Raw genomic sequence first — 18,078 nt, 5'->3', positions numbered from 1 at the left:
GACCATAGGGGCACGGAGATAATTGTGCTCCCAGTCACATTTATTTCTTTGTATATCCATATAAAAACGAACTTAATCAATTATAACTGCTTGTTATCTGGATAACTCCAAAAATATTTCAATTCAATAGCAACTAAATGATCTGCGTCATAATGAATGGCTGATTTGCAAATAGTTTGCATTTGCATTGGTCGTGTTTATTTAAATATTGTTAATGTAGTGGTAATTAAAATAGTGAATTTGTGACCGACAATTGTTTTTTTTCAAAAAATGGCTTCTGGTGATACGGGGATATGGAATTAATGCTTTTTTGGTAAACGCCGGGTTTCATTATTTCATGCGCCGACGCAACGTTACGGCCGAGCGGGATTGCTCCCCGTTGCTTTGTCGTTTCTCCCACGCTTCCTGCGCGCCTTTTCCCACCTCTGGCTGAAAAAACGTCGTCATGGCTATCCACCGCTACGGGCGGATCTTGAATGCATAAATGTGACAGGATTCAATTTACGCTAGTTTATATACTTGTATGGTAGTAGTCATTGCAAAGAGCCGCTATACGCACAGAAGGATAAGTAACGTGAAGATTGTTAACGCTGAAGTGTTTGTTACCTGCCCGGGAAGGAACTTCGTCACCCTGAAAGTCACCACCGACAGCGGATTAATCGGTCTGGGCGACGCCACGCTCAACGGACGCGAACTGCCGGTGGCCTCTTATCTCCGGGATCACCTGTGCCCGCAGCTTATCGGCCGCGACGCGCAGCGGATTGAAGATATTTGGCAGTTTTTTTATAAGGGCGCCTACTGGCGTCGCGGTCCGGTGACCATGTCGGCCATTTCAGCCGTGGATATGGCGCTGTGGGACATCAAAGCCAAAGCCGCCGATATGCCGCTCTATCAGCTGCTGGGCGGCGCATCCCGCACGGGCGTGATGGTCTATTGCCATACCACCGGGCACACCATTGATGAGGTGCTGGACGATTACGCCAAACATCGCGATCTGGGCTTTAAGGCGATTCGCGTGCAGTGCGGCGTGCCCGGCATGAAAACCACCTACGGGATGGCGAAAGGCAAAGGGGTGGCGTATGAACCGGCGACGAAAGGCGACTGGCCGGAAGAGCAGCTATGGTCCACGGAGAAGTACCTCGATTTCACGCCGAAGCTGTTCGAGTCCGTGCGCGCCAAGTTCGGCTTTAACGAACATCTGCTGCACGATATGCATCACCGCCTGACGCCGATTGAAGCCGCGCGCTTTGGTAAAAGCATTGAGGACTATCGCCTGTTCTGGATGGAAGATCCGACGCCGGCGGAGAATCAGGCGTGTTTCCGTTTAATTCGCCAGCACACCGTGACGCCCATCGCGGTCGGGGAGGTATTCAACAGCATCTGGGATTGTAAACAGCTGATTGAAGAGCAGCTTATCGATTATATCCGCACCACCATTACCCACGCGGGCGGGATTACCGGCATGCGCCGCATTGCCGATTTTGCCTCGCTCTATCAGGTGCGCACCGGTTCGCACGGCCCGTCGGATCTGTCGCCGATTTGTATGGCGGCGGCGCTGCATTTCGATCTCTGGGTGCCGAACTTCGGCGTGCAGGAATATATGGGCTATTCGGAGCAAATGCTGGAGGTGTTCCCGCACGGCTGGGCCTTCGATAACGGCTATATGCATCCGGGCGACAGGCCGGGGCTGGGCATTGAGTTTGATGAGAGGCTGGCGGCCAAATATCCCTATGACCCCGCTTATTTGCCGGTCGCGCGTTTGGAAGACGGCACCTTGTGGAATTGGTAATCAGAAAAGATGCAGTAATCATCGCGCATGAATGAATAGAACATCTTACCTACACCTATATTCAATAATGCGCCGCTCTCATAATATCTCTTAAAAGGTAATAATATAATTATGTCCAGTGTAAACCACGTTGAAGATATTCATGATAATACGCCGGTGATAAAACGGGTAGCCACCGCATCGGCGATCGGCACCGCAGCGGAATATTATGATTTTTTTGCCTATGGCACCGCTGCCGTGTTGTTTTTTGGTCAATTATTCTTTCCCAGTTCGGATCCGTTAATTAGCACCTTGGCCGCTTTCGCCACTTATGCCGTTGGTTTTCTTGCCCGGCCGCTAGGGGGAATCGTCTTCGGGCATATCGGCGATAAAGTCGGTCGCAAGAAAGCGCTGGTGATCACTATTTTAATCGTGGGATTAGGCACGTTTTGTATTGGTCTGTTGCCTACCTATGAAAAAATCGGTATTTGGGCGCCTATATTATTAATATTGATCCGTATCTTGCAGGGATTTGGCGTGGGAGGGGAGCAGGCCGGGGCGGTTCTGATGACCGCCGAGTATGCTCAGCCCGAGCGTCGAGGTTTTTTCGCCAGTTGGGTGCAAATTGGCGCGCCGACAGGCTTCCTTCTGCCTCTGGCCTTATTCGCCGTGTTAAATAAGGTGCTCTCGCCTGAGCAGATGTTGGAGTGGGGATGGCGCATTCCCTTCCTGCTTAGCCTGCTGCTGGTCATCGTGGGGCTTTTTATCCGCTTGAAAATTGATGAGTCGCCGGTTTTTGCCCAGATCAGAGAGACTAAAGCGGCGGAATCCCGTCCCGTCATCGAGGTCATTCGCGATTTTCCCGGCATCGTTGCCAAAGGCGTGTGCGCCAAACTTGTCGAGGCGTGTACCTTCGCCATGTTTACCGTTATCGTGCTGGCGTACGGTAAAGCGAACCATCTTGACGAAACGTTATTAATGGAAACCATGATCGTCGCCGTCATACTGGAGATTATGGCAATACCTTTAATGGGGCATCTTTCGGATAAACTCGGCCGCAAACCTATTTATATTCTTGGCGCGCTGCTTCAGGTGGTCATGATTGTTCCTTTCTTTCTGGCAATTAATCAGGATAGCTACTGGTTAACACAGATTGTGATGATTATTGTATTAACTCTCGGCCACAGTATGTGTTATGCGCCGCAGGCATCATTCTTCCCGGAATTATTCCCTACGCATATTCGCTGCAGCGGTATCGCTTTAATATGGCAGGTAGGATCATTAATCGGCAGCGGCGTGCTGGGATTATTGGCGGTTAAGATTCTTCAGGCGACGGGCGGCCATTATTATGGCCTGGCGGCATATGTTATGACGTTGGGCATTATTTCCGTCATCGGTTTATTGTTAATGCCTGAAACGGCGCCTAAGCGAATAAAGCGCGAGCTGCACTCCTGGGGTAAGCATTAATTAATTATTTATCTTTCAGCATTATTCCGGCTATACCGCAAATAATTCGAGTCGCAGGACAAAACGGCAACGCGTTTTTAAACAGCGTTTGCGCTGCCCCAACGGGGCGAACGCCATGGATGGCGCGAGTAACAAAGCCAACGCCCCTGCCGCTTGAAGTATGAAGGGCATATATGTCGCAGACACTAAGGATAACGATGAGTATCAACGAATTTTCCACGCTTAACGCGCAGGTTAGAGTGCCGCGCTACGATCGCCGCCGGCTAAAAACGCGCATCGCCCATATCGGCTTCGGCGCATTTCATCGGGCGCATCAGGCGGTGTGCGCCGACAGACTGGCGGCGGAGCAGGGCAGCGATTGGGGCTACTGTGAAATCAACCTGATCGGCGGCGAGCAGCAGATTGAGGCGATCCGCCGGCAGGATTTGCTCTGGTCGGCGTCCGAAATGGCGGACGGCGGCTGGAGTAGCCGGGTCATCGGCGTGGCGACCGCCGCGCTGCATGCGGAAGTCGAAGGCATTGAGGCGGTGCTGGAGGCGCTAAGCGCGCCGGATATTGCCATCGTGTCGATGACCGTGACGGAGAAAGGCTATTGCCACCATCCGGCCAGCGGGCGGTTGAATACCGAACACCCGCTGATTCGCCACGATCTGGCGGCGCCCGCGGAGCCGCGCTCCCTGCCCGGCGTGATCCTGGCCGCCATCAAACGCAGACGGGAGCGCCGGCTGCCGGCATTCAGCGTAATGTCCTGCGACAATATGCCGGAGAACGGACGGGTAACGCGCAACGTTATCGTACAGCTGGCCGAACGGCAGGATGTCGAACTGGCGCGCTGGATTGAGCGGCACGTTACCTTTCCGTCTACCATGGTAGACCGTATTGTTCCGGCGATTACGCCGGAGACGCTGCAAACGATTGAGGCGCGGCTGGGCGTGGCCGATCCGGCCGGCGTCGCCTGCGAGCCCTTCTTTCAGTGGGTGATTGAAGACAACTTTGTCAGCGGCCGTCCCGCATGGGAAAAGGCCGGGGCGGAGCTGGTGCGGGATGTGCTGCCGTTTGAGGAGATGAAGCTGCGTATGCTGAACGGCAGCCACTCGTTTCTGGCGTACCTGGGTTACCTTACCGGCTATCAGCACATCAGCGAATGCATGCAGGACCGCACGCTGGTCGCGGCGGCGCATCACCTGATGCTGCGCGAGCAGGCGCCGACGCTGCGTACGCAGGGGGTCGATCTGGCCGCCTATGCGGATGCGTTGCTGGATCGCTATCGCAACCGCGCGTTAAAACACCGCACCTGGCAGATTGCGATGGACGGATCGCAAAAACTGCCGCAGCGGATGCTGGACTCCATCCGCTGGCATCTGGCGCGCGGTAGCCGTTTCGATGCGCTGGCGCTCGGCGTCGCCGGGTGGATGCGCTATGTCGGCGGCGTTGATGAACAGGGGCGGCCGATCGAGATCAGCGATCCGCTGAAGGCGTCGATCGCCGATACGGTGCGAGACAGCGCGGAAGGGGCAAGCCGGGTGACGGCGCTGCTGACGCTGACGGCGATTTTCGGCGAGGATTTACCGCAGAATACCGTTTTTGTGGATGCGGTGACGCGGAACTATCTGTCGCTGTTGGCGAAGGGGGTTAAGGGGACGCTGAATGCGACGATTTGGTAGGCTGAAACGCGCGGCGGCCGCTGAACGCGTTGGCGATAGGCGGTGGCGCGGAGCCGGAGGCGCGCTTACGGCCCTTCGCTCCGCCTCCCGCCATCTCGCCACGACAGGCGTGTCGTAACAATGACACTCGTCGCGCTAAGCGTGTATCATACGCGGTAAATTTCTCGGGTAAGCGCGGCGGCATGGACACCTCTTTTCAAATCAATAACAGCGAGCCAGTCAACCAGCAAATTTATCGCGTACTGCGCAAAGATATCGTGGAATGCAATATTCCGCCGGGTAAGCTGCTGTCCGAAAAAGAAATTTCCACGCGTTTTGAGGTTTCCCGTCAGCCGGTAAGAGAGGCCTTTATCAAGCTGGCTGAGGCCGGGCTGGTGCAGATTTTGCCGCAGCGCGGCACGTTTGTGATGAAGATTTCCGAGCAGCGGGTGGCGGATGCCCGTTTTATCCGGCAGGCGCTGGAGTGCGCTATTGTTCGCCGCGCCGCCGAGATGGTTACCGATGAGCAGCTCTTGATGTTGGAGCATAACTTACGCCGTCAGGAGCTGGCCGCGCAGAATGAGCAGGTGCGAGAATTCCTCAGCCTCGATGACAGCTTTCACCAGTATCTGACGCAGATCGCCCGCTGTCCGCTGGCGTGGGAGACCATCGAATCGATTAAAGCGACGATGGACAGGGTGCGTTTCCTCAGCCTAAGCCAGGTTTCCCCGCCGCCGAGTCTGATTCAGCAGCATTACCTTATCTTCGCCGGGCTGAAAAACCGCGATCCCGATGCGGCGGAAAAAGCGATTCGCGATCATTTGCAGGAGATGATCTATTCGATCACGCCGATTGCGCAGCAGAACAGCGACTGGTTCGAGCAGGTTTGAGGGAATAGCGCGCAGGAGTCAAATAGAGAAAGGCCGGGCGACTTCAATATCGGGCGACGGAACGACGCCCGAAATAACAAAGTGATGCGTGGGTAAGGCCGTCAATAATAGCAACGCGCGCGATAGTCGTCATACTTCAAGGTCGGCTTGATTACCGCTCGTCAGCGGGGCTCGCCCCTTCGCGGAGCCGCCGCCGGCGTTTAAAAACGCGTTTGGCGTTTTGTCCCGCAACCCGAAATATGCAGGGTATAGAAAAGCGGCGCGTAGCTAAAATCAGGCGCGGCTAAGACACATCAACTCTTGCGGCGCGAAATACTCTTTAACGCCTTTAAGCTCAACGCATTTCGCGCGGCGAATGTCTTCACGTTTCAGGTTTTCCGCGTGAATAGCCGCGATGGTGCCGACCAGGCGAGAGTCGTTTTGCATCACGCGGTAACCGGCATCGAGCGGATTTCTATATCTGTCATACGCCTTATACATAGTAACCTCCTTCGTTTGACGATAAAAAATCGTCCCGATCCTACTGCTGGCGGAAAGTCGCCACCAGTGGATTGCGGCCGTTATAGAAAGTCCGTATATAAAGCAAGCCGCTATTAACAGCCATTGCTAAAAAATGCGGTTTGGATCACGATTTTAGCCTATCAACAATATTGCGTTAACAGCGACCGGGATGCCTGAAGGGCGCCGGCCGCCTGTCGTATGGCAAAATAATGACCGATATTTTAAGCGGTTACTGCAGCGGCCGCGCCAGTTTGATCAGCCACAGTTCGTTATCAGACTCTGGTTTTTGCAGCGGCACGATTTCCAGCGAGGCGTCGGTGGCCTGGCCGTCGCGCGTCAGTTTACCGTCCGCGCCGACCTGATAATCGTCCGCCTTGTCTTTGGCTTTCACCGGGGATTTCAGTATGGCGCGCAGGCCGAAGTCGTTATCGTTGACGATCGCCAGCGTCTGTTTATCGACGATTGCCAGACCTTCGACTTTTTCTTGCCGCCAGCCCAGCTTGCGCAGATCCACCAATTCCTGTTTTTGCGCCAGGCGGATACCGCGTTTTTCCAAGCGTTCGCCGTCGTCAAATTCGGGCGATTTCCCGTCGGCGTCAAACGGCGTCAGATCGGTGGCTTGGCTCAGGTCCACCAGATAGATGCGGTTCTGCATTTGCTTGTCTTTATCTTTGCCCTGTTCGACCAGCAAAATGCGTTGATTATCCAAAGCGACGATATCGCCGATTTTGGCGTCTTTGGCTTTCTTGTAGCTGTCGACATTGATGGGGTAGCCCACCATACGGCTGGCGCCGTTTTCCGGGTTAAAAATGACCAGACGCGTGAACCGCGCTTTGTTCTTGCTTTTGTTATCGATATCCAGCGTGCTCTGCACCGCCATGACCAGGTTGCCGTCCGGCAGTCTGGTCAACCCCTCGAAGCCGCGATTGGGCTGACGCCATTTGATGATATTGGGTAGACCGGTGGCGACGGACTGTTCGCCGCCAATAGGCGTCGGGCCGAATTTTTGCAGGATTTTTCCTTGCGCATCGATATGGATCAGAAACGGGCCGTATTCATCGCACAGCCAGAACCCGCCCTTACCGTCCGGCGCGATCCCTTCGGTATCCAGGCCGCGTTTACTGCTTTTCAGCGGGAGCAACGCATCATTTAGCGCCACTTCATTGGTGGAGCCAATCAAATCATCCGGTAGCGGCAGGCCGTCGATCGGGCCCTGTTCGTCATGCAACGCGCGCGGATTAGTTGCCTGCGCGGCGCCGGCGCTGACCTTGATGTCCATAACCAGCGGGGTGAAATCGGGATTGGCGAAGATCTTGGCTTCTTTATCGCCCGCCAGCGGCGCATCGGCGTTGGGTCCGCGATCGGTCAGCGTGGTAAACAGCAGGTCGTCGCCCTGTTTGCCGACGAAATAGAGGCCGGAACCGATCCCTACCGGCAAACCGTTGGGAAAGTTACCGGCGAACTTTCCCTGATAAGCGACGTGGTCTCCTTTGGGAAAGGAGACCACGTAGCGGGTGACTTGCTCGCCGTCGGCCAGCGCGTTTAAAGGAATCAGGCCGGCTAGCAATAGCGGCAATACATGCTGTTTCATCGTATTTACTCCTGTGGGTATTCGTTGGGAGGTCAAGGCTGAGTTGATTATGAAAATCACCGGAGCTTAAAGAACGGGCGTGTCATTTGCGTGACAGACACGATGCCGCCGCGCGACCGGAGAACGGGCGGATATTGATCGGAATCCGCTGTTCCGGGCGACAGCCGGATCGGTTCAGGTTTTTTTAGGTATCCGCCGAAAGCTTAGCGCGATCTGGATGGCGTTGCACAACACCAGAAACGCGGTGGTGATAAAGACCCAGCGGAAACCGGCTATGGCGGATACGCCGGAGCCAATCAGCGGACCGACGACGTTGCCTAGATACATAAACGATTGATTGTAGCCGAAGATGCGCCCGGTAACCTGCTGGCTGCTGTATTTTACCAGCAGCGCCTGGACCGCGGGCATCAGCGCGCCGTCGGCAAAGCCCAGCATAAACCGCAGTATGCCGAGCTGGGTCGGCGTTTGAATCACCGACATCACCCAGAACAGCAGAGCGCTTGACGCCAGCGCGGCGATCAGAATGCGGTGCGCGCCGATGCGATCGCCCAGGCGACCGAGCCGAGGCGCGGCCATCAGCGCCGATACGCCGGGAACGGCGGCGATGACCCCGCTGATAAACGCAATATTATTGCTATCGGGCGCCAGGTCGCGGATGAATAGCGTCAGAATGGGATTGATGGAGGCGTTCGACAGCTGAATCATCATGGTGGTGACGAACAGGCTCACGATCAGCATAGGATAGGGCAGGGAAGTAAACACCGCTTTACCGCTCAATCGGTTGGCCTTGCTGATTTTGATGGCGTTTTCCTTAATGGCGAACAGCGTAATCAAAAAGCTGATGAACAGCATCCCGGCGGTAACGAAAAAGACGATCCGCAGCCCAATGTAGTCGGCCATAAATCCGCCGAATAACGGGCCGAGGATGACCCCGGAAATTTGGCCGGTGGATAACGTCCCCAGCGCCCATCCGCTCTTTTCCCGCGGCACCTGCGAGGCGATCAGCGCCATCGCATTGGGGATGAACCCCGACGTCAGCCCCATCATGGAGCGTAAAATGAACAGCTGCCATACATTGGTGGCAAGGCCTTGCAGCGCCATGACGATGGACATCCCCAGCGCCGCGCGCAGCAGCATCAGCTTACGCCCTTTGCGGTCGGCCAGGCTTCCCCATAGCGGCGCGACAATCGCGGAAACCAGAAATGAGGAACTGAAAATAACGCCGGACCAGAGGCTCAATGATTCGTGCGAGCGTACGCCGAGTTGCTCGATGTACAGCGGTAGAAAGGGCAATATCTGGCTCATGGCCAAGCCGGTAAAAAAACACCCCAGCCATGCAGCGAATAAATTGAGTTTCCAGGTTTCCATGGTGTGCAGGACGCGCCTTTGTAAGCCGGTTGCAAATGGTGAAATTAAGCGTCAGAACGTGATTTGCCAGAATCCATAGAGCAGGAGTATCTACAAACAACGTACGGTTATCGGTATTTCATCTCTCGCCATGAGCATAACATAGCGGGCAATTTTGTTGTTCAACAGTCTGATAATTATTCGCAACGGAAGCGTTCGGCGCGTCATTACCCGTGGCGCTGGGCGTGATTTATCGTCGTATGACCGGTATTTTTGTGACGTGCCATGGCACAACGCTTGCGTTGGCCCGAAGGGCGGGCCCCGCCAACGGGGCGAGTAATCTCTAACTTTATCAACCGTCTGAGGCCGATTAGCGCGGGGGCGGCTAAGGGCATGAACGGCAAGATGTCGACTCCGCCGCCGGCCTTATTCAGCGGCTAGCCGCTGGCGCGTCATCTGCAGAAACGCTTGTACCAAAGGCGGCGTGGCGCAGGGATCGTATATCGCGTACAGATCCGCCGACGGCGGGTCGAGCAGCGGGCAGAAGCGTACGCCCGGCCAGGTTATTCGGCCGTAGCTGACCGGCAGCAGGGTGATGCCGTACCCTTCGGCGACCAAGGCCAGCGCGGTCTGCGGTTCATTCACCTGATGGGCGATCGTCGGTGAAAAACCGTATTTCAGGCACAGGTTGCGCACCTGCAGCCCCAGGTTTCTTTCCTGCGACGGCAGAACGATAAAGGACTCGCGCTTTAAGACTTCAAAGGGGAGCGGCTCGCCGTCGGCCAGCGGATGCCGCTGCGGCAGCGCGACCGCAAAATCTTCGCGCGCCAGCAGCTGGCATGCCATATCCGGCAGGGGCTGACTCGCCGCCTCTCGCCATACGGCGATATCGATACGGCGTTGGCGCAGCGCCGTCAGCTGTTCGACCGGCGTCAGTTCGTTCAGCGACCAGGTGGCGTGTTTAAAACGCCGGGTGAACTGTTGCAGGGTCTGCATCAGCGCCCCCCACACCGACGTCCCGACGACGCCTACCACCATATGTCCCGCCTCTCCGCGTCCCAGTTGCTGAACCTCGCGCAGCGAAATATGGGCCTGATCTATCATCTGCTCTACGCAGCTCAGCAGCTTACCGCCCGCCGGGGTCAGGGACATGGTGCGCGTCGTGCGCAGAAACAGCTTCACTCCCAGATGATCTTCCAGCTCTTTGATATGTTTGCTTAGCGGCGGCTGCGACATGTTGAGCCGGCGCGCGGCCTGGGTAAAGTTCATCTCTTCGGCCACGATGCGAAAATAGTGCAGCAGACGGAAGTTTATCGGACCAAGGTCAAATTTTATTGCGTGTTGCCCTTTCATGGTTATTTTCTCCTGGGGCCGGCGCGGTGTCGTTCGCGGCGATGTATCGATGGCTATTTATAGAGACAGGCAATAAATGTGCCGCCGATATTGTATTAGTTCCTGCCGGTTATTACCCAGTAAGATAAAATCCCTCACTCTTTGACCGGAAATAACCATGTTTAATCAAAATGATGCTTTCACCGCGGCCGATATTATCCGCGGTAAAATCGCCGATCTGCAACCTCGCGCCGCCTTAATTCTTGGCTCCGGCCTGGGCGAGTTGGCCGATACCATGACGGACGCCGTTGTTATCGATTACGATGAGCTCCCTGGTTTCCCGGTCAGCGGCGTGGTCGGGCACGCCGGTCAGCTGGTGGCCGGATACCTCGAAGGCGTGCCGGTACTGGTGATGAAAGGCCGGGGACACTTTTATGAAGGGCGGGGAATGAAGATAATGACGACCCCGATTTATACCTTTAAATTGCTCGGCTGCGAGTTCCTTTTCGCCACCAATGCCGCCGGGTCTTTGCGGCCGTCCGTCGGCCCCGGTCGTCTGGTGGCGCTCAGCGATCACATCAACTTTATGCCGGAATCGCCGATGGTGGGTGAAAACGACGAGCGTTTCGGCCCGCGCTTTTTCAGCCTGGCGAATGCTTACGATCGCGATCTGCGCAATCGTTTGGCTGGCGTGGCGGCGCAGTCCGGCATCGAGCTGGCGGAGGGCGTTTTTGCCGCTTATACCGGCCCCAACTTCGAAACCCCGGCGGAGATCCGCATGATGCAGATCCTGGGCTGCGATGTAGTGGGGATGTCGATCGTGCCGGAAGTGTTGTCGGCCCGCCACTGCGGTTTAAAAGTGCTGGCGGTGGCGGCGATCACCAACTATGCCGAAGGTCTGTCGGATACGCCGTTGTCCCATGAGCAGACTCTGCGCTGCGCCGCCATGGCGGCGGAAGATTTCACCCTGCTGATTCGGCGCTTCTTCGCCTCCTTGCCGGAGGCGTAATGCTCCTGCGGTCTGGGGCGGACGCGTTTCCGCCCGCCGCCTTTCAGGCCGCCGCAGACGGCGTTTTTTTATTACTATGGTAAGTGTCATGTCGATAACATTACGTTTGAAAGTTATTGTTTTTATGCAGTTTTTATCTGGGGGTGCTGGCTGACGACGCTGGGTTCCTACATGATCAACACGCTGCATTTCAGCGGGCTGGAGGTCGGACTGGTTTACAGCGCCAAAGGCATCGCCTCGCTGTTTATGCCCAGCCTGGCGGGCATCGTGGCCGATCGCTGGATCAAAGCCAACCGGCTTCACGGTTTCTGTCACCTGCTGGGCGCGCTGGCGCTGCTGACCGCCGCTCAGGTTTCCACCTCTTCCGCGATGTTCTGGGTGATACTGGTTTACGCCATGCTCTATATGCCGACGCTGGCGCTGACCAACGCCATTTGCTATTTTTGTTTGGAAAAACATGGCCTTGATTCGACGAAGGATTACCCGCCGATTCGGGTTTACGGCACAGTCGGCTTTATTTGCGCCATGTGGATCATCAGCTTTAGCAAACTGGAGCTCAGCAACCTGCAGCTGTATCTGGCCGCGGCGGTGTCTCTGGTTTTGGGGCTTTATTCGCTGACGCTGCCGGCCTGCTCCACCACGCGGGCGAAGAAAGGGGCGAGCTGGTTCAGTATGCTGGGTCTGGACGCGCTGGTGCTTTTCCGCCAGCGGCGCATGGCGCTGTTTCTGCTGTTCGCCATGCTGCTCGGCGCGGCGCTACAGATCACCAACACGTTCGGCAATCCTTACCTGCATGATTTCGCCAGAAATGCGCTGTATCAGGACAGTTTCGCCGTGAAGTATCCGTCGGTGCTGCTTTCCTTATCGCAGATCGCGGAAGTCTTTTTCATCCTCACGATCCCGTTCTTTTTACAGCGCTACGGCATCAAAAGAGTGATGCTGATCAGTATGATCGCCTGGACGCTGCGTTTCGCCTTTTTTGCCTGGGGAAGCCCGTCGGGACTGGGCTTTATGCTGCTGGTGCTTTCGATGATCGTCTACGGCTGCGCCTTTGATTTCTTTAATATCTCCGGTTCGATTTTTGTCGAAAAAGAGTCCAGCCCGCATATTCGCGCCAGCGCTCAAGGCCTGTTTATGACGATGGTGAACGGATTGGGCGCCTATGTCGGCGCTATCGGCAGCGGCATGGTGGTGGATTACTTTACCCGCGACGGGGTGAAAGATTGGCATGGCATCTGGCTGGTGTTCGCCGCCTATGCGCTGGTGCTGGCGGTTATCTTCGCTTTCTCGTTTCACTATCCCGCCGATGAGAAAAAACCGGCGACCGCGGGTTAAGCCGGATCCGGGTTCCCTCGTCATGCCGGCGGCTCTTGGCCGCGTTTATGCGGCGGCCGCGGCGGTTTCGGGCGCTGGAAGCCGATCCCCGCCTATTGTCGCGGGGATGGCGGGAAATGCGCCGGGGGATAGACGAGGCGCGCGTCGGGGATGACCGTAGGGGCTTTATGGCGATGGCGAGGCGGCGTCAGGCCGCCCGCCCAGATAGAGCTCGCGCATGCGCGGATCGTCGAGCAGCTCGCCGGCTTTGCCGGTAAGGGCCACCTTGCCCAGCGCCAGCACGTAGGCGCGGTCTGAGATATGCAGCGCCTCCATGGCGTTCTGTTCCACCATCAGGATCGCCACCTGCTCCTGCCGCCGGATATCCTGGATCGCCGCGAATACGTCGGAGAGCATCTTGGGCGACAGTCCCGCGGAGGGTTCATCCAACAGCAGCGTCGTGGGTTTCGGCATCAGGGCGCGGGTCAACGCCAGTATCTGCCGCTCCCCGCCGGAGAGCGCCGAGGCCATGGCGCGCCATTTTTTGCGTAATAGCGGGTAGCGTTCGCACAGCTCCTCCATCCGTTGACGGCGCTGGGCGTCCGGCAGGAATTGCCCGCCGGTCTGCAAATTTTCCTTGATGGTCAGGTTGTTAAAAACGTTATCGGTTTGCGGCACGAACCCCAGCGAGCATTCGCGTACCTTACGGTGAATAGGGATCTGGCCGACATCCCGCTCGTTCAATAGGATCCGGCCGCGGCGCGGACGCAGGTAGCCGGCGATACATTTAAGCAAGGTGGATTTGCCGCAGCCGTTCGGGCCGAGCAGCGTGACGATCTCCGCGTTATCAACCTGCAGGGAGATTCCCTGCAGAATATCGATGCCGGGCGTGTAGCCGGCAATCACATCGTGCAGCGCGATCATACGGCCTCCTGTAATGAAAGCGGCGTGCTGCGGCCAAGATAGGCGTCCAGCACCTGTTGGTTATCGGCCAGCTCATCGGGTTGGCAGTCGGCGACGATCTTGCCCCTGTCCAGCACAATGCAGCGCTGGCAAAGTTCGCGAATGAAATGCATATCGTGTTCGATAATGATCAGCGACAGCCCGTTGTGCCGCAGACGCAGCAGCGTATCGACAATGTCGCGCCGCAGATTGGGGTGCACGCCCGCCATCGGTTCGTCCAGCATCAGGATTTGCGGCTCGCCCATCAGCGCGCAGGCGATGCCCAGCAGTTTTTTCTGCCCGCCGGATAGCGCGGCGGCGGGCAGGTCGCGCACCGGGGTCAGCAGTAGCTCATCAAGCAGCGCCTGGGCTTTGCGCTTATCTTCCCATTCGGCCCGACGGGCGGCGGGGAGAGACAACAGGCTGCTCCAGAACCCGTGATGCCGGGTTCCGGCCGCCATCACCACCTCCATGACGCTCATTTTTTCCGGCATGGCCGGAAGTTGAAAGGTGCGCGCCACGCCGGCTTTGATGATGCGGTGGGGAGGGAGCCTGTCGATGCGCCGTCCGTCCGCCAGAATAGATCCTCCGTCAATCGGGGTAAAACCGGAGATGGCGTTAAGCAGCGTGCTTTTGCCCGACCCGTTGGGGCCCAGCAATCCGAGAATTTCTCCCCGGCGCAGGGTGAAGGTCACGCCTTCCAGCACCCGGTTGCCGCCGAAAGCTTTACTGACGGCATCGACCTGCATCAGTGGTGTCATGGCGCGATTCTCCTTAGCCGTTCAGGCAACAGGCCGCCGGCTCTCCCCAACAGGCAGCCCAGCAGAATGACGCCGACGGCGCCCAGACGCAGCGCGCCGGTAACGTCGGAGCTGATATTAAAGATATCTTTGGCGAAGGGGATAAAGGTATAGAGGCACTCCACCAGCAGCACGCCCAGCAATACGCCGGCCACGTTGCCGATCCCGCCGATCATGACCATGCTCCAGATCAGAAAGGTTTCCGAAGAGAGCAGATAATCGGGGCTAACGTAGCTGGTGTAGTACGCCAGCATGACGCCCGCGCCGGCGGCGATGGCGGCGCTGCACATCAGCGTACGGCACTTAAGCCACTGCAGATGATACCCCATGCAGGTCGCCAATTGAGGCTGTTCGCGCATCAGCCGCAGCGCCCGGCCAAAGCGGCTTTTGCCCAAGCGCAGCGAGAGCAGGGCGATTAACGCCACGGCCAGCAGGATCGCCGCGGCAAAGATCGCGCCGTCCTGCTGCTGGGAGCCGGTCGTCCAGGACGGGACGATGTTGCCCAGTCCCTGGGCGCCGCCGGTCAGCCAATCCTCATTGATGGCTATGGTGCGGATGATTTCGGCCACCGCCAGCGTGGCGATCCCCCAGTAGTCGGCGGCCAACTGGCGGCCGAGCATCGCCATACCGGCGCCGATCAGCATGGATAGCGCCATGCCGACGGCGGAAGCGGTGATAAAGGAGAGGCCGAGCTGCGTGCCGATACCGGCGGAGTAGGCGCCGATGCCGACAAAGGCGATATGGCCGAAGTTCAGCAGCCCGGCGTAACCCGCCTGAATATTCAACGCCAGGGCGATCAGGGCATAGATACCGGTGATGCTGATAAGATGGAGCAGAAAGTCAGACACGGCGCACCTCCCGGTTAAACAGGCCGTAAGGACGCAGCAGCAGCGCCAGCAGCAGAATCACGAATGAGGCGGCGTTGATGTAGGTCACGGGAATAAAGATCAGTTCGCCGCCGAACAGCCAGCCGAAATCGAGATTGGTGACCAGCGTTTCGGTGGCGGCGATCAGCAGAGCGCCGAGCACCGCGCCCATCGGATTGCCCAATCCGCCCAGAATGGCGGCGGCCAGCACCGGCAGCAGCAGGTCGTTGCCCTGGTTGAAATAGGCGCTGGCATTCATCGCCAGCATCGAGCCTCCCAGCCCGGCCAGCGCGCCGGCGATAAAGTTGACGATATGCACCAGCGCGTCGGCATTCAGCCCGGAGGCGGCGGCCAAATCGCGGTTGCTGGCCAGCGCCCGAATCGAGCGCCCCAGCGCGGAGTAGAAGAGCAGGGCGCAAAAGCCGATCAGCAGCAGAAAGGTCACCGCGGCGGACCAGAGCTGATTGCGGGAGATATGGCTGCCGGCCAGCGACAGCATCGGGCTGAGCGGCAGGTCATAGCTCTGCGGCGACGATCCGACGCCGCCGAGAATCAGCGCGATCAGGATCATCGACATCGCCAGCGATCCGATCATGGCGTTTGCCGGGCCGGCCTGAGCCAGACGTCGGAAGATCCAATGGTGCAATAAGACCGCCATAATCCCGCACAGCGCGGCGGCCGCCAGGATCGCCAAGAGAAACGGGCATCCGAGCCGCAGCAGGGCGAGCGTCATAAATGACCCCACCATGGCGTACTGCACATGCGCGACGTTGGCGAACCGCACCAGCCCGTAGACCAGGCTGAGGCCCACGGCTATCAGCGACAGTTCGGCGGTGCGGAGTAATGTATCAAGGATGAACTGAAACATAGTGCCTTCCTGCAAGGAAACGAACTTCTTGTGGGCGAATCCCCCACGGCTTAGCGAAGCACCTGGGCACCGTCGACCACTTTGACCTTTTTATAAGGCTGCGTTTGACGCAGATTGTCGGCATCCAGATTCAGCGGGCCGGTTACGCCGTCGAAGTGCGGCGCGACGCTTTGCATGGCCGCTTGCAGCGCGGCGGGGTCGGCCGAGCCGGCTTTATTGATCGCCGCGGCGGCCAGCGTGACGCTGTCGTAGGCATAGCTGCTGTAGGCGGATTGCGGGTCGGCGCCGTAGCGTTTGCGGAACATATCGATGTATCCCTGGCCCTCATCGCCGGTGCTGGCGACCTCCATCCCCATTCTGCCTTCGATGTATTGCGCCGGGGTGTTGGCCGTGCTCATGGTCAGGTACATGGCGTACCAGGGCGTTTGATTCAGCCCCAATTCATAGGATTCGCGATTGAGCACCACCGCATCCTGGCCGTAGGTGGTATAGACATAGGCGTCCGGCTTGATGCGCGAAAGCTGGCCCAGCTCGCGGCGGTAGGAGGATTGGCCGCCGGTGTAGAGCATTTTGGCGACCACTTTGCCGCCCAGTCCCTGAAAGTCCTTGCTGAACTGATCCAGCATACTTTGGCCGTAGGCGCCGTTAGGCGCGATAAACGCCACCTTGCGGTAACCCATGGCGTAGACGTCCTGAGCGGAGAATTTGGTCGCCAGATCGGCCAGCCCGATCACGCTGTAGGAGTATTTGCCGACCTTGCGCATATCGGTGCTGGAGGAGGTGATATTGATATGCACCCGCTGATTTTTCACCAGATATTGCCCGACGGGAATGGTGACGCTGGAGGAGAACTCGCCGATCACCAGCGGCACTCGGTTGACCTGGGTCAGTTTGCGCGCCGCATCCAACGCGGTGACCGGGCTGCCGGCGGAGTCTTCAATCATCACCGCCAGCTTTTGCCCGTTGACGCCGCCGTGTTCGTTGACCTGTTCCACGGCCAGCGCGATGCCCCGGCGCATATCTTCGCCAATGGTGGCGCTGACGCCGGTTAGCGGCAGAATCGCTCCCACCGTGACATCCGCTTTAGCGGATAGCGAGGCGCCTAAAAATGTGCCGCCTAACAACGCCGAAGCCAAAAAAACATGACGAATACGTAAGGTCATACTGAATCTCCTGGTTAGGGTAAATGCGGGCGGAGTTATGGTTAACCTCTTTATCCCCGTCATACTTCAAGCTGCCTATGCGTTGGCTTTCCTGCAACTCGAATTATTTAGGGTATATCCCCGTCGGCATCGCCGCGTAATTGTCGCTATTCGGCAGGACGTAAAGTCTTGCTGTTCTTACTCACCGAAAAAGTGAATAACATAGTGAATGATTAAGTGAATACACTTTGCCGAAAGTATTCAGCAATTGCTATGCCAGACAGGGTAAAAAAGCGCGGCCCTAGGGCCGATGGGGAGCGGCGTTATTGCAAAATGTTGAGCTATTCGTATGTATAACAATGGATTATATAAATATCCTGGCGTGATGAGCGCGTGGTTAAAAGATTTATACGGAAAAGAAATATCTAATAATCGGATGGAATAAATTATCAAAAACGGCGGCACTCTGCTTTTTTTTGGTGCAGAAGAACCGTTTTAGTGCAATGGCCTTTTTATTATAAATATATAAGAAAATAATATATTACTCAGGCGAAGGGATGCGGATTTTATATTGGCTTCCGCTGGCGGCAATGTGTGG

At 57.1% G+C, this 18,078-nt stretch carries 14 protein-coding genes and 1 pseudogene; 6 read left to right on the top strand and 9 right to left on the bottom strand.

Annotated elements, in window-relative coordinates:
• The first annotated feature begins 574 nt into the window (after positions 1-574).
• The 4 genes from manD to VSX58_RS17065 all read left to right on the top strand — a co-directional run bounded on the left by manD (position 575) and on the right by VSX58_RS17065 (position 5,768).
• Positions 575-1,789: a D-mannonate dehydratase ManD gene (manD, locus tag VSX58_RS17080; protein WP_327619142.1), complete on the top strand. Its 1,215-nt coding sequence runs from the start codon at positions 575-577 to the stop codon at positions 1,787-1,789.
• A 111-nt stretch (positions 1,790-1,900) separates the two neighbouring features.
• A complete protein-coding gene (locus VSX58_RS17075; protein WP_327619141.1) occupies positions 1,901-3,235 on the top strand; it encodes an MFS transporter in 1,335 nt (444 codons plus the stop codon).
• Between the two features lie 197 nt (positions 3,236-3,432).
• Positions 3,433-4,899, top strand: coding sequence for a mannitol dehydrogenase family protein (locus VSX58_RS17070; RefSeq protein WP_327619140.1), 1,467 nt, complete (start codon positions 3,433-3,435; stop codon positions 4,897-4,899).
• Between the two features lie 182 nt (positions 4,900-5,081).
• Positions 5,082-5,768 carry a GntR family transcriptional regulator gene (locus tag VSX58_RS17065; protein WP_327619139.1) on the top strand — a complete coding sequence of 229 codons (687 nt, stop codon included), beginning with the start codon at positions 5,082-5,084 and terminating at the stop codon, positions 5,766-5,768.
• Positions 5,769-6,041: 273 nt separating this feature from the next.
• On the opposite strand, the gene ydfZ is transcribed toward VSX58_RS17065, so the two are convergent.
• The 4 genes from ydfZ to VSX58_RS17045 form a co-directional block, all read right to left on the bottom strand.
• Complete coding sequence (ydfZ, locus tag VSX58_RS17060; protein WP_327613044.1) at positions 6,042-6,248, bottom strand: putative selenium delivery protein YdfZ; 207 nt, start codon at positions 6,246-6,248, stop codon at positions 6,042-6,044.
• A 250-nt stretch (positions 6,249-6,498) separates the two neighbouring features.
• Complete coding sequence (locus tag VSX58_RS17055) at positions 6,499-7,860, bottom strand: esterase-like activity of phytase family protein (RefSeq protein WP_327619136.1); 1,362 nt, start codon at positions 7,858-7,860, stop codon at positions 6,499-6,501.
• A 174-nt stretch (positions 7,861-8,034) separates the two neighbouring features.
• On the bottom strand, positions 8,035-9,228 hold the full coding sequence (locus VSX58_RS17050) for a multidrug efflux MFS transporter (RefSeq protein ID WP_327619135.1): 1,194 nt from the start codon (positions 9,226-9,228) through the stop codon (positions 8,035-8,037).
• A gap of 405 nt (positions 9,229-9,633) precedes the next feature.
• Entirely contained in the window at positions 9,634-10,560 is a 927-nt protein-coding gene (locus tag VSX58_RS17045; RefSeq protein ID WP_327619134.1) for a LysR family transcriptional regulator, read from the bottom strand.
• A 157-nt stretch (positions 10,561-10,717) separates the two neighbouring features.
• Between VSX58_RS17045 and xapA the strand changes: the two genes are divergently transcribed.
• Together xapA and VSX58_RS17035 are read left to right on the top strand one after the other, a co-directional pair.
• A complete protein-coding gene (gene xapA, locus VSX58_RS17040; RefSeq protein ID WP_327619133.1) occupies positions 10,718-11,548 on the top strand; it encodes a xanthosine phosphorylase in 831 nt (276 codons plus the stop codon).
• Between the two features lie 88 nt (positions 11,549-11,636).
• A pseudogene (locus VSX58_RS17035) lies at positions 11,637-12,883 on the top strand (nucleoside permease).
• Positions 12,884-13,048: 165 nt separating this feature from the next.
• Here the strand turns inward: VSX58_RS17035 and VSX58_RS17030 are convergent.
• The 5 genes from VSX58_RS17030 to VSX58_RS17010 are packed head-to-tail and all read right to left on the bottom strand — an operon-like array spanning position 13,049 to position 17,501.
• On the bottom strand, positions 13,049-13,786 hold the full coding sequence (locus VSX58_RS17030; protein WP_327619132.1) for an ABC transporter ATP-binding protein: 738 nt from the start codon (positions 13,784-13,786) through the stop codon (positions 13,049-13,051).
• Positions 13,783-14,565 carry an ABC transporter ATP-binding protein gene (locus tag VSX58_RS17025; RefSeq protein WP_327619131.1) on the bottom strand — a complete coding sequence of 261 codons (783 nt, stop codon included), beginning with the start codon at positions 14,563-14,565 and terminating at the stop codon, positions 13,783-13,785. Before VSX58_RS17025 ends, VSX58_RS17030 begins: the two co-directional genes overlap by 4 nt.
• Entirely contained in the window at positions 14,562-15,452 is an 891-nt protein-coding gene (locus tag VSX58_RS17020; RefSeq protein WP_327619130.1) for a branched-chain amino acid ABC transporter permease, read from the bottom strand. Before VSX58_RS17020 ends, VSX58_RS17025 begins: the two co-directional genes overlap by 4 nt.
• Entirely contained in the window at positions 15,445-16,338 is an 894-nt protein-coding gene (locus VSX58_RS17015; RefSeq protein ID WP_327619129.1) for a branched-chain amino acid ABC transporter permease, read from the bottom strand. Before VSX58_RS17015 ends, VSX58_RS17020 begins: the two co-directional genes overlap by 8 nt.
• A 50-nt stretch (positions 16,339-16,388) precedes the next feature.
• The gene (locus VSX58_RS17010; RefSeq protein ID WP_327613054.1) at positions 16,389-17,501 is read right to left on the bottom strand and encodes an ABC transporter substrate-binding protein; all 1,113 of its coding nucleotides are present in this window, start codon (positions 17,499-17,501) and stop codon (positions 16,389-16,391) included.
• Between the last annotated feature and the right edge of the window lie 577 nt (positions 17,502-18,078).

The organism is Brenneria populi (assembly GCF_036016195.1).
Lineage (GTDB): Bacteria > Pseudomonadota > Gammaproteobacteria > Enterobacterales > Enterobacteriaceae > Brenneria > Brenneria populi.
This window is presented reverse-complemented; position numbering and strand designations above follow the sequence as displayed.

Excerpts from the sequence above, each read along its gene's own strand:
- VSX58_RS17070 (WP_327619140.1), top strand. The coding sequence starts at position 3,433 with ATGAGTATCAACGAATTTTCCACGCTTAACGCGCAGGTTAGAGTGCCG.
- xapA (WP_327619133.1), top strand. The coding sequence starts at position 10,718 with ATGTTTAATCAAAATGATGCTTTCACCGCGGCCGATATTATCCGCGGT.
- VSX58_RS17055 (WP_327619136.1), bottom strand. The coding sequence starts at position 7,860 with ATGAAACAGCATGTATTGCCGCTATTGCTAGCCGGCCTGATTCCTTTA.
- VSX58_RS17030 (WP_327619132.1), bottom strand. The coding sequence starts at position 13,786 with ATGATCGCGCTGCACGATGTGATTGCCGGCTACACGCCCGGCATCGAT.
- VSX58_RS17045 (WP_327619134.1), bottom strand. The coding sequence starts at position 10,560 with ATGAAAGGGCAACACGCAATAAAATTTGACCTTGGTCCGATAAACTTC.
- VSX58_RS17015 (WP_327619129.1), bottom strand. The coding sequence starts at position 16,338 with ATGTTTCAGTTCATCCTTGATACATTACTCCGCACCGCCGAACTGTCG.
- VSX58_RS17010 (WP_327613054.1), bottom strand. The coding sequence starts at position 17,501 with ATGACCTTACGTATTCGTCATGTTTTTTTGGCTTCGGCGTTGTTAGGC.
- VSX58_RS17025 (WP_327619131.1), bottom strand. The coding sequence starts at position 14,565 with ATGACACCACTGATGCAGGTCGATGCCGTCAGTAAAGCTTTCGGCGGC.
- VSX58_RS17065 (WP_327619139.1), top strand. The coding sequence starts at position 5,082 with ATGGACACCTCTTTTCAAATCAATAACAGCGAGCCAGTCAACCAGCAA.
- ydfZ (WP_327613044.1), bottom strand. The coding sequence starts at position 6,248 with ATGTATAAGGCGTATGACAGATATAGAAATCCGCTCGATGCCGGTTAC.
- VSX58_RS17075 (WP_327619141.1), top strand. The coding sequence starts at position 1,901 with ATGTCCAGTGTAAACCACGTTGAAGATATTCATGATAATACGCCGGTG.
- VSX58_RS17050 (WP_327619135.1), bottom strand. The coding sequence starts at position 9,228 with ATGGAAACCTGGAAACTCAATTTATTCGCTGCATGGCTGGGGTGTTTT.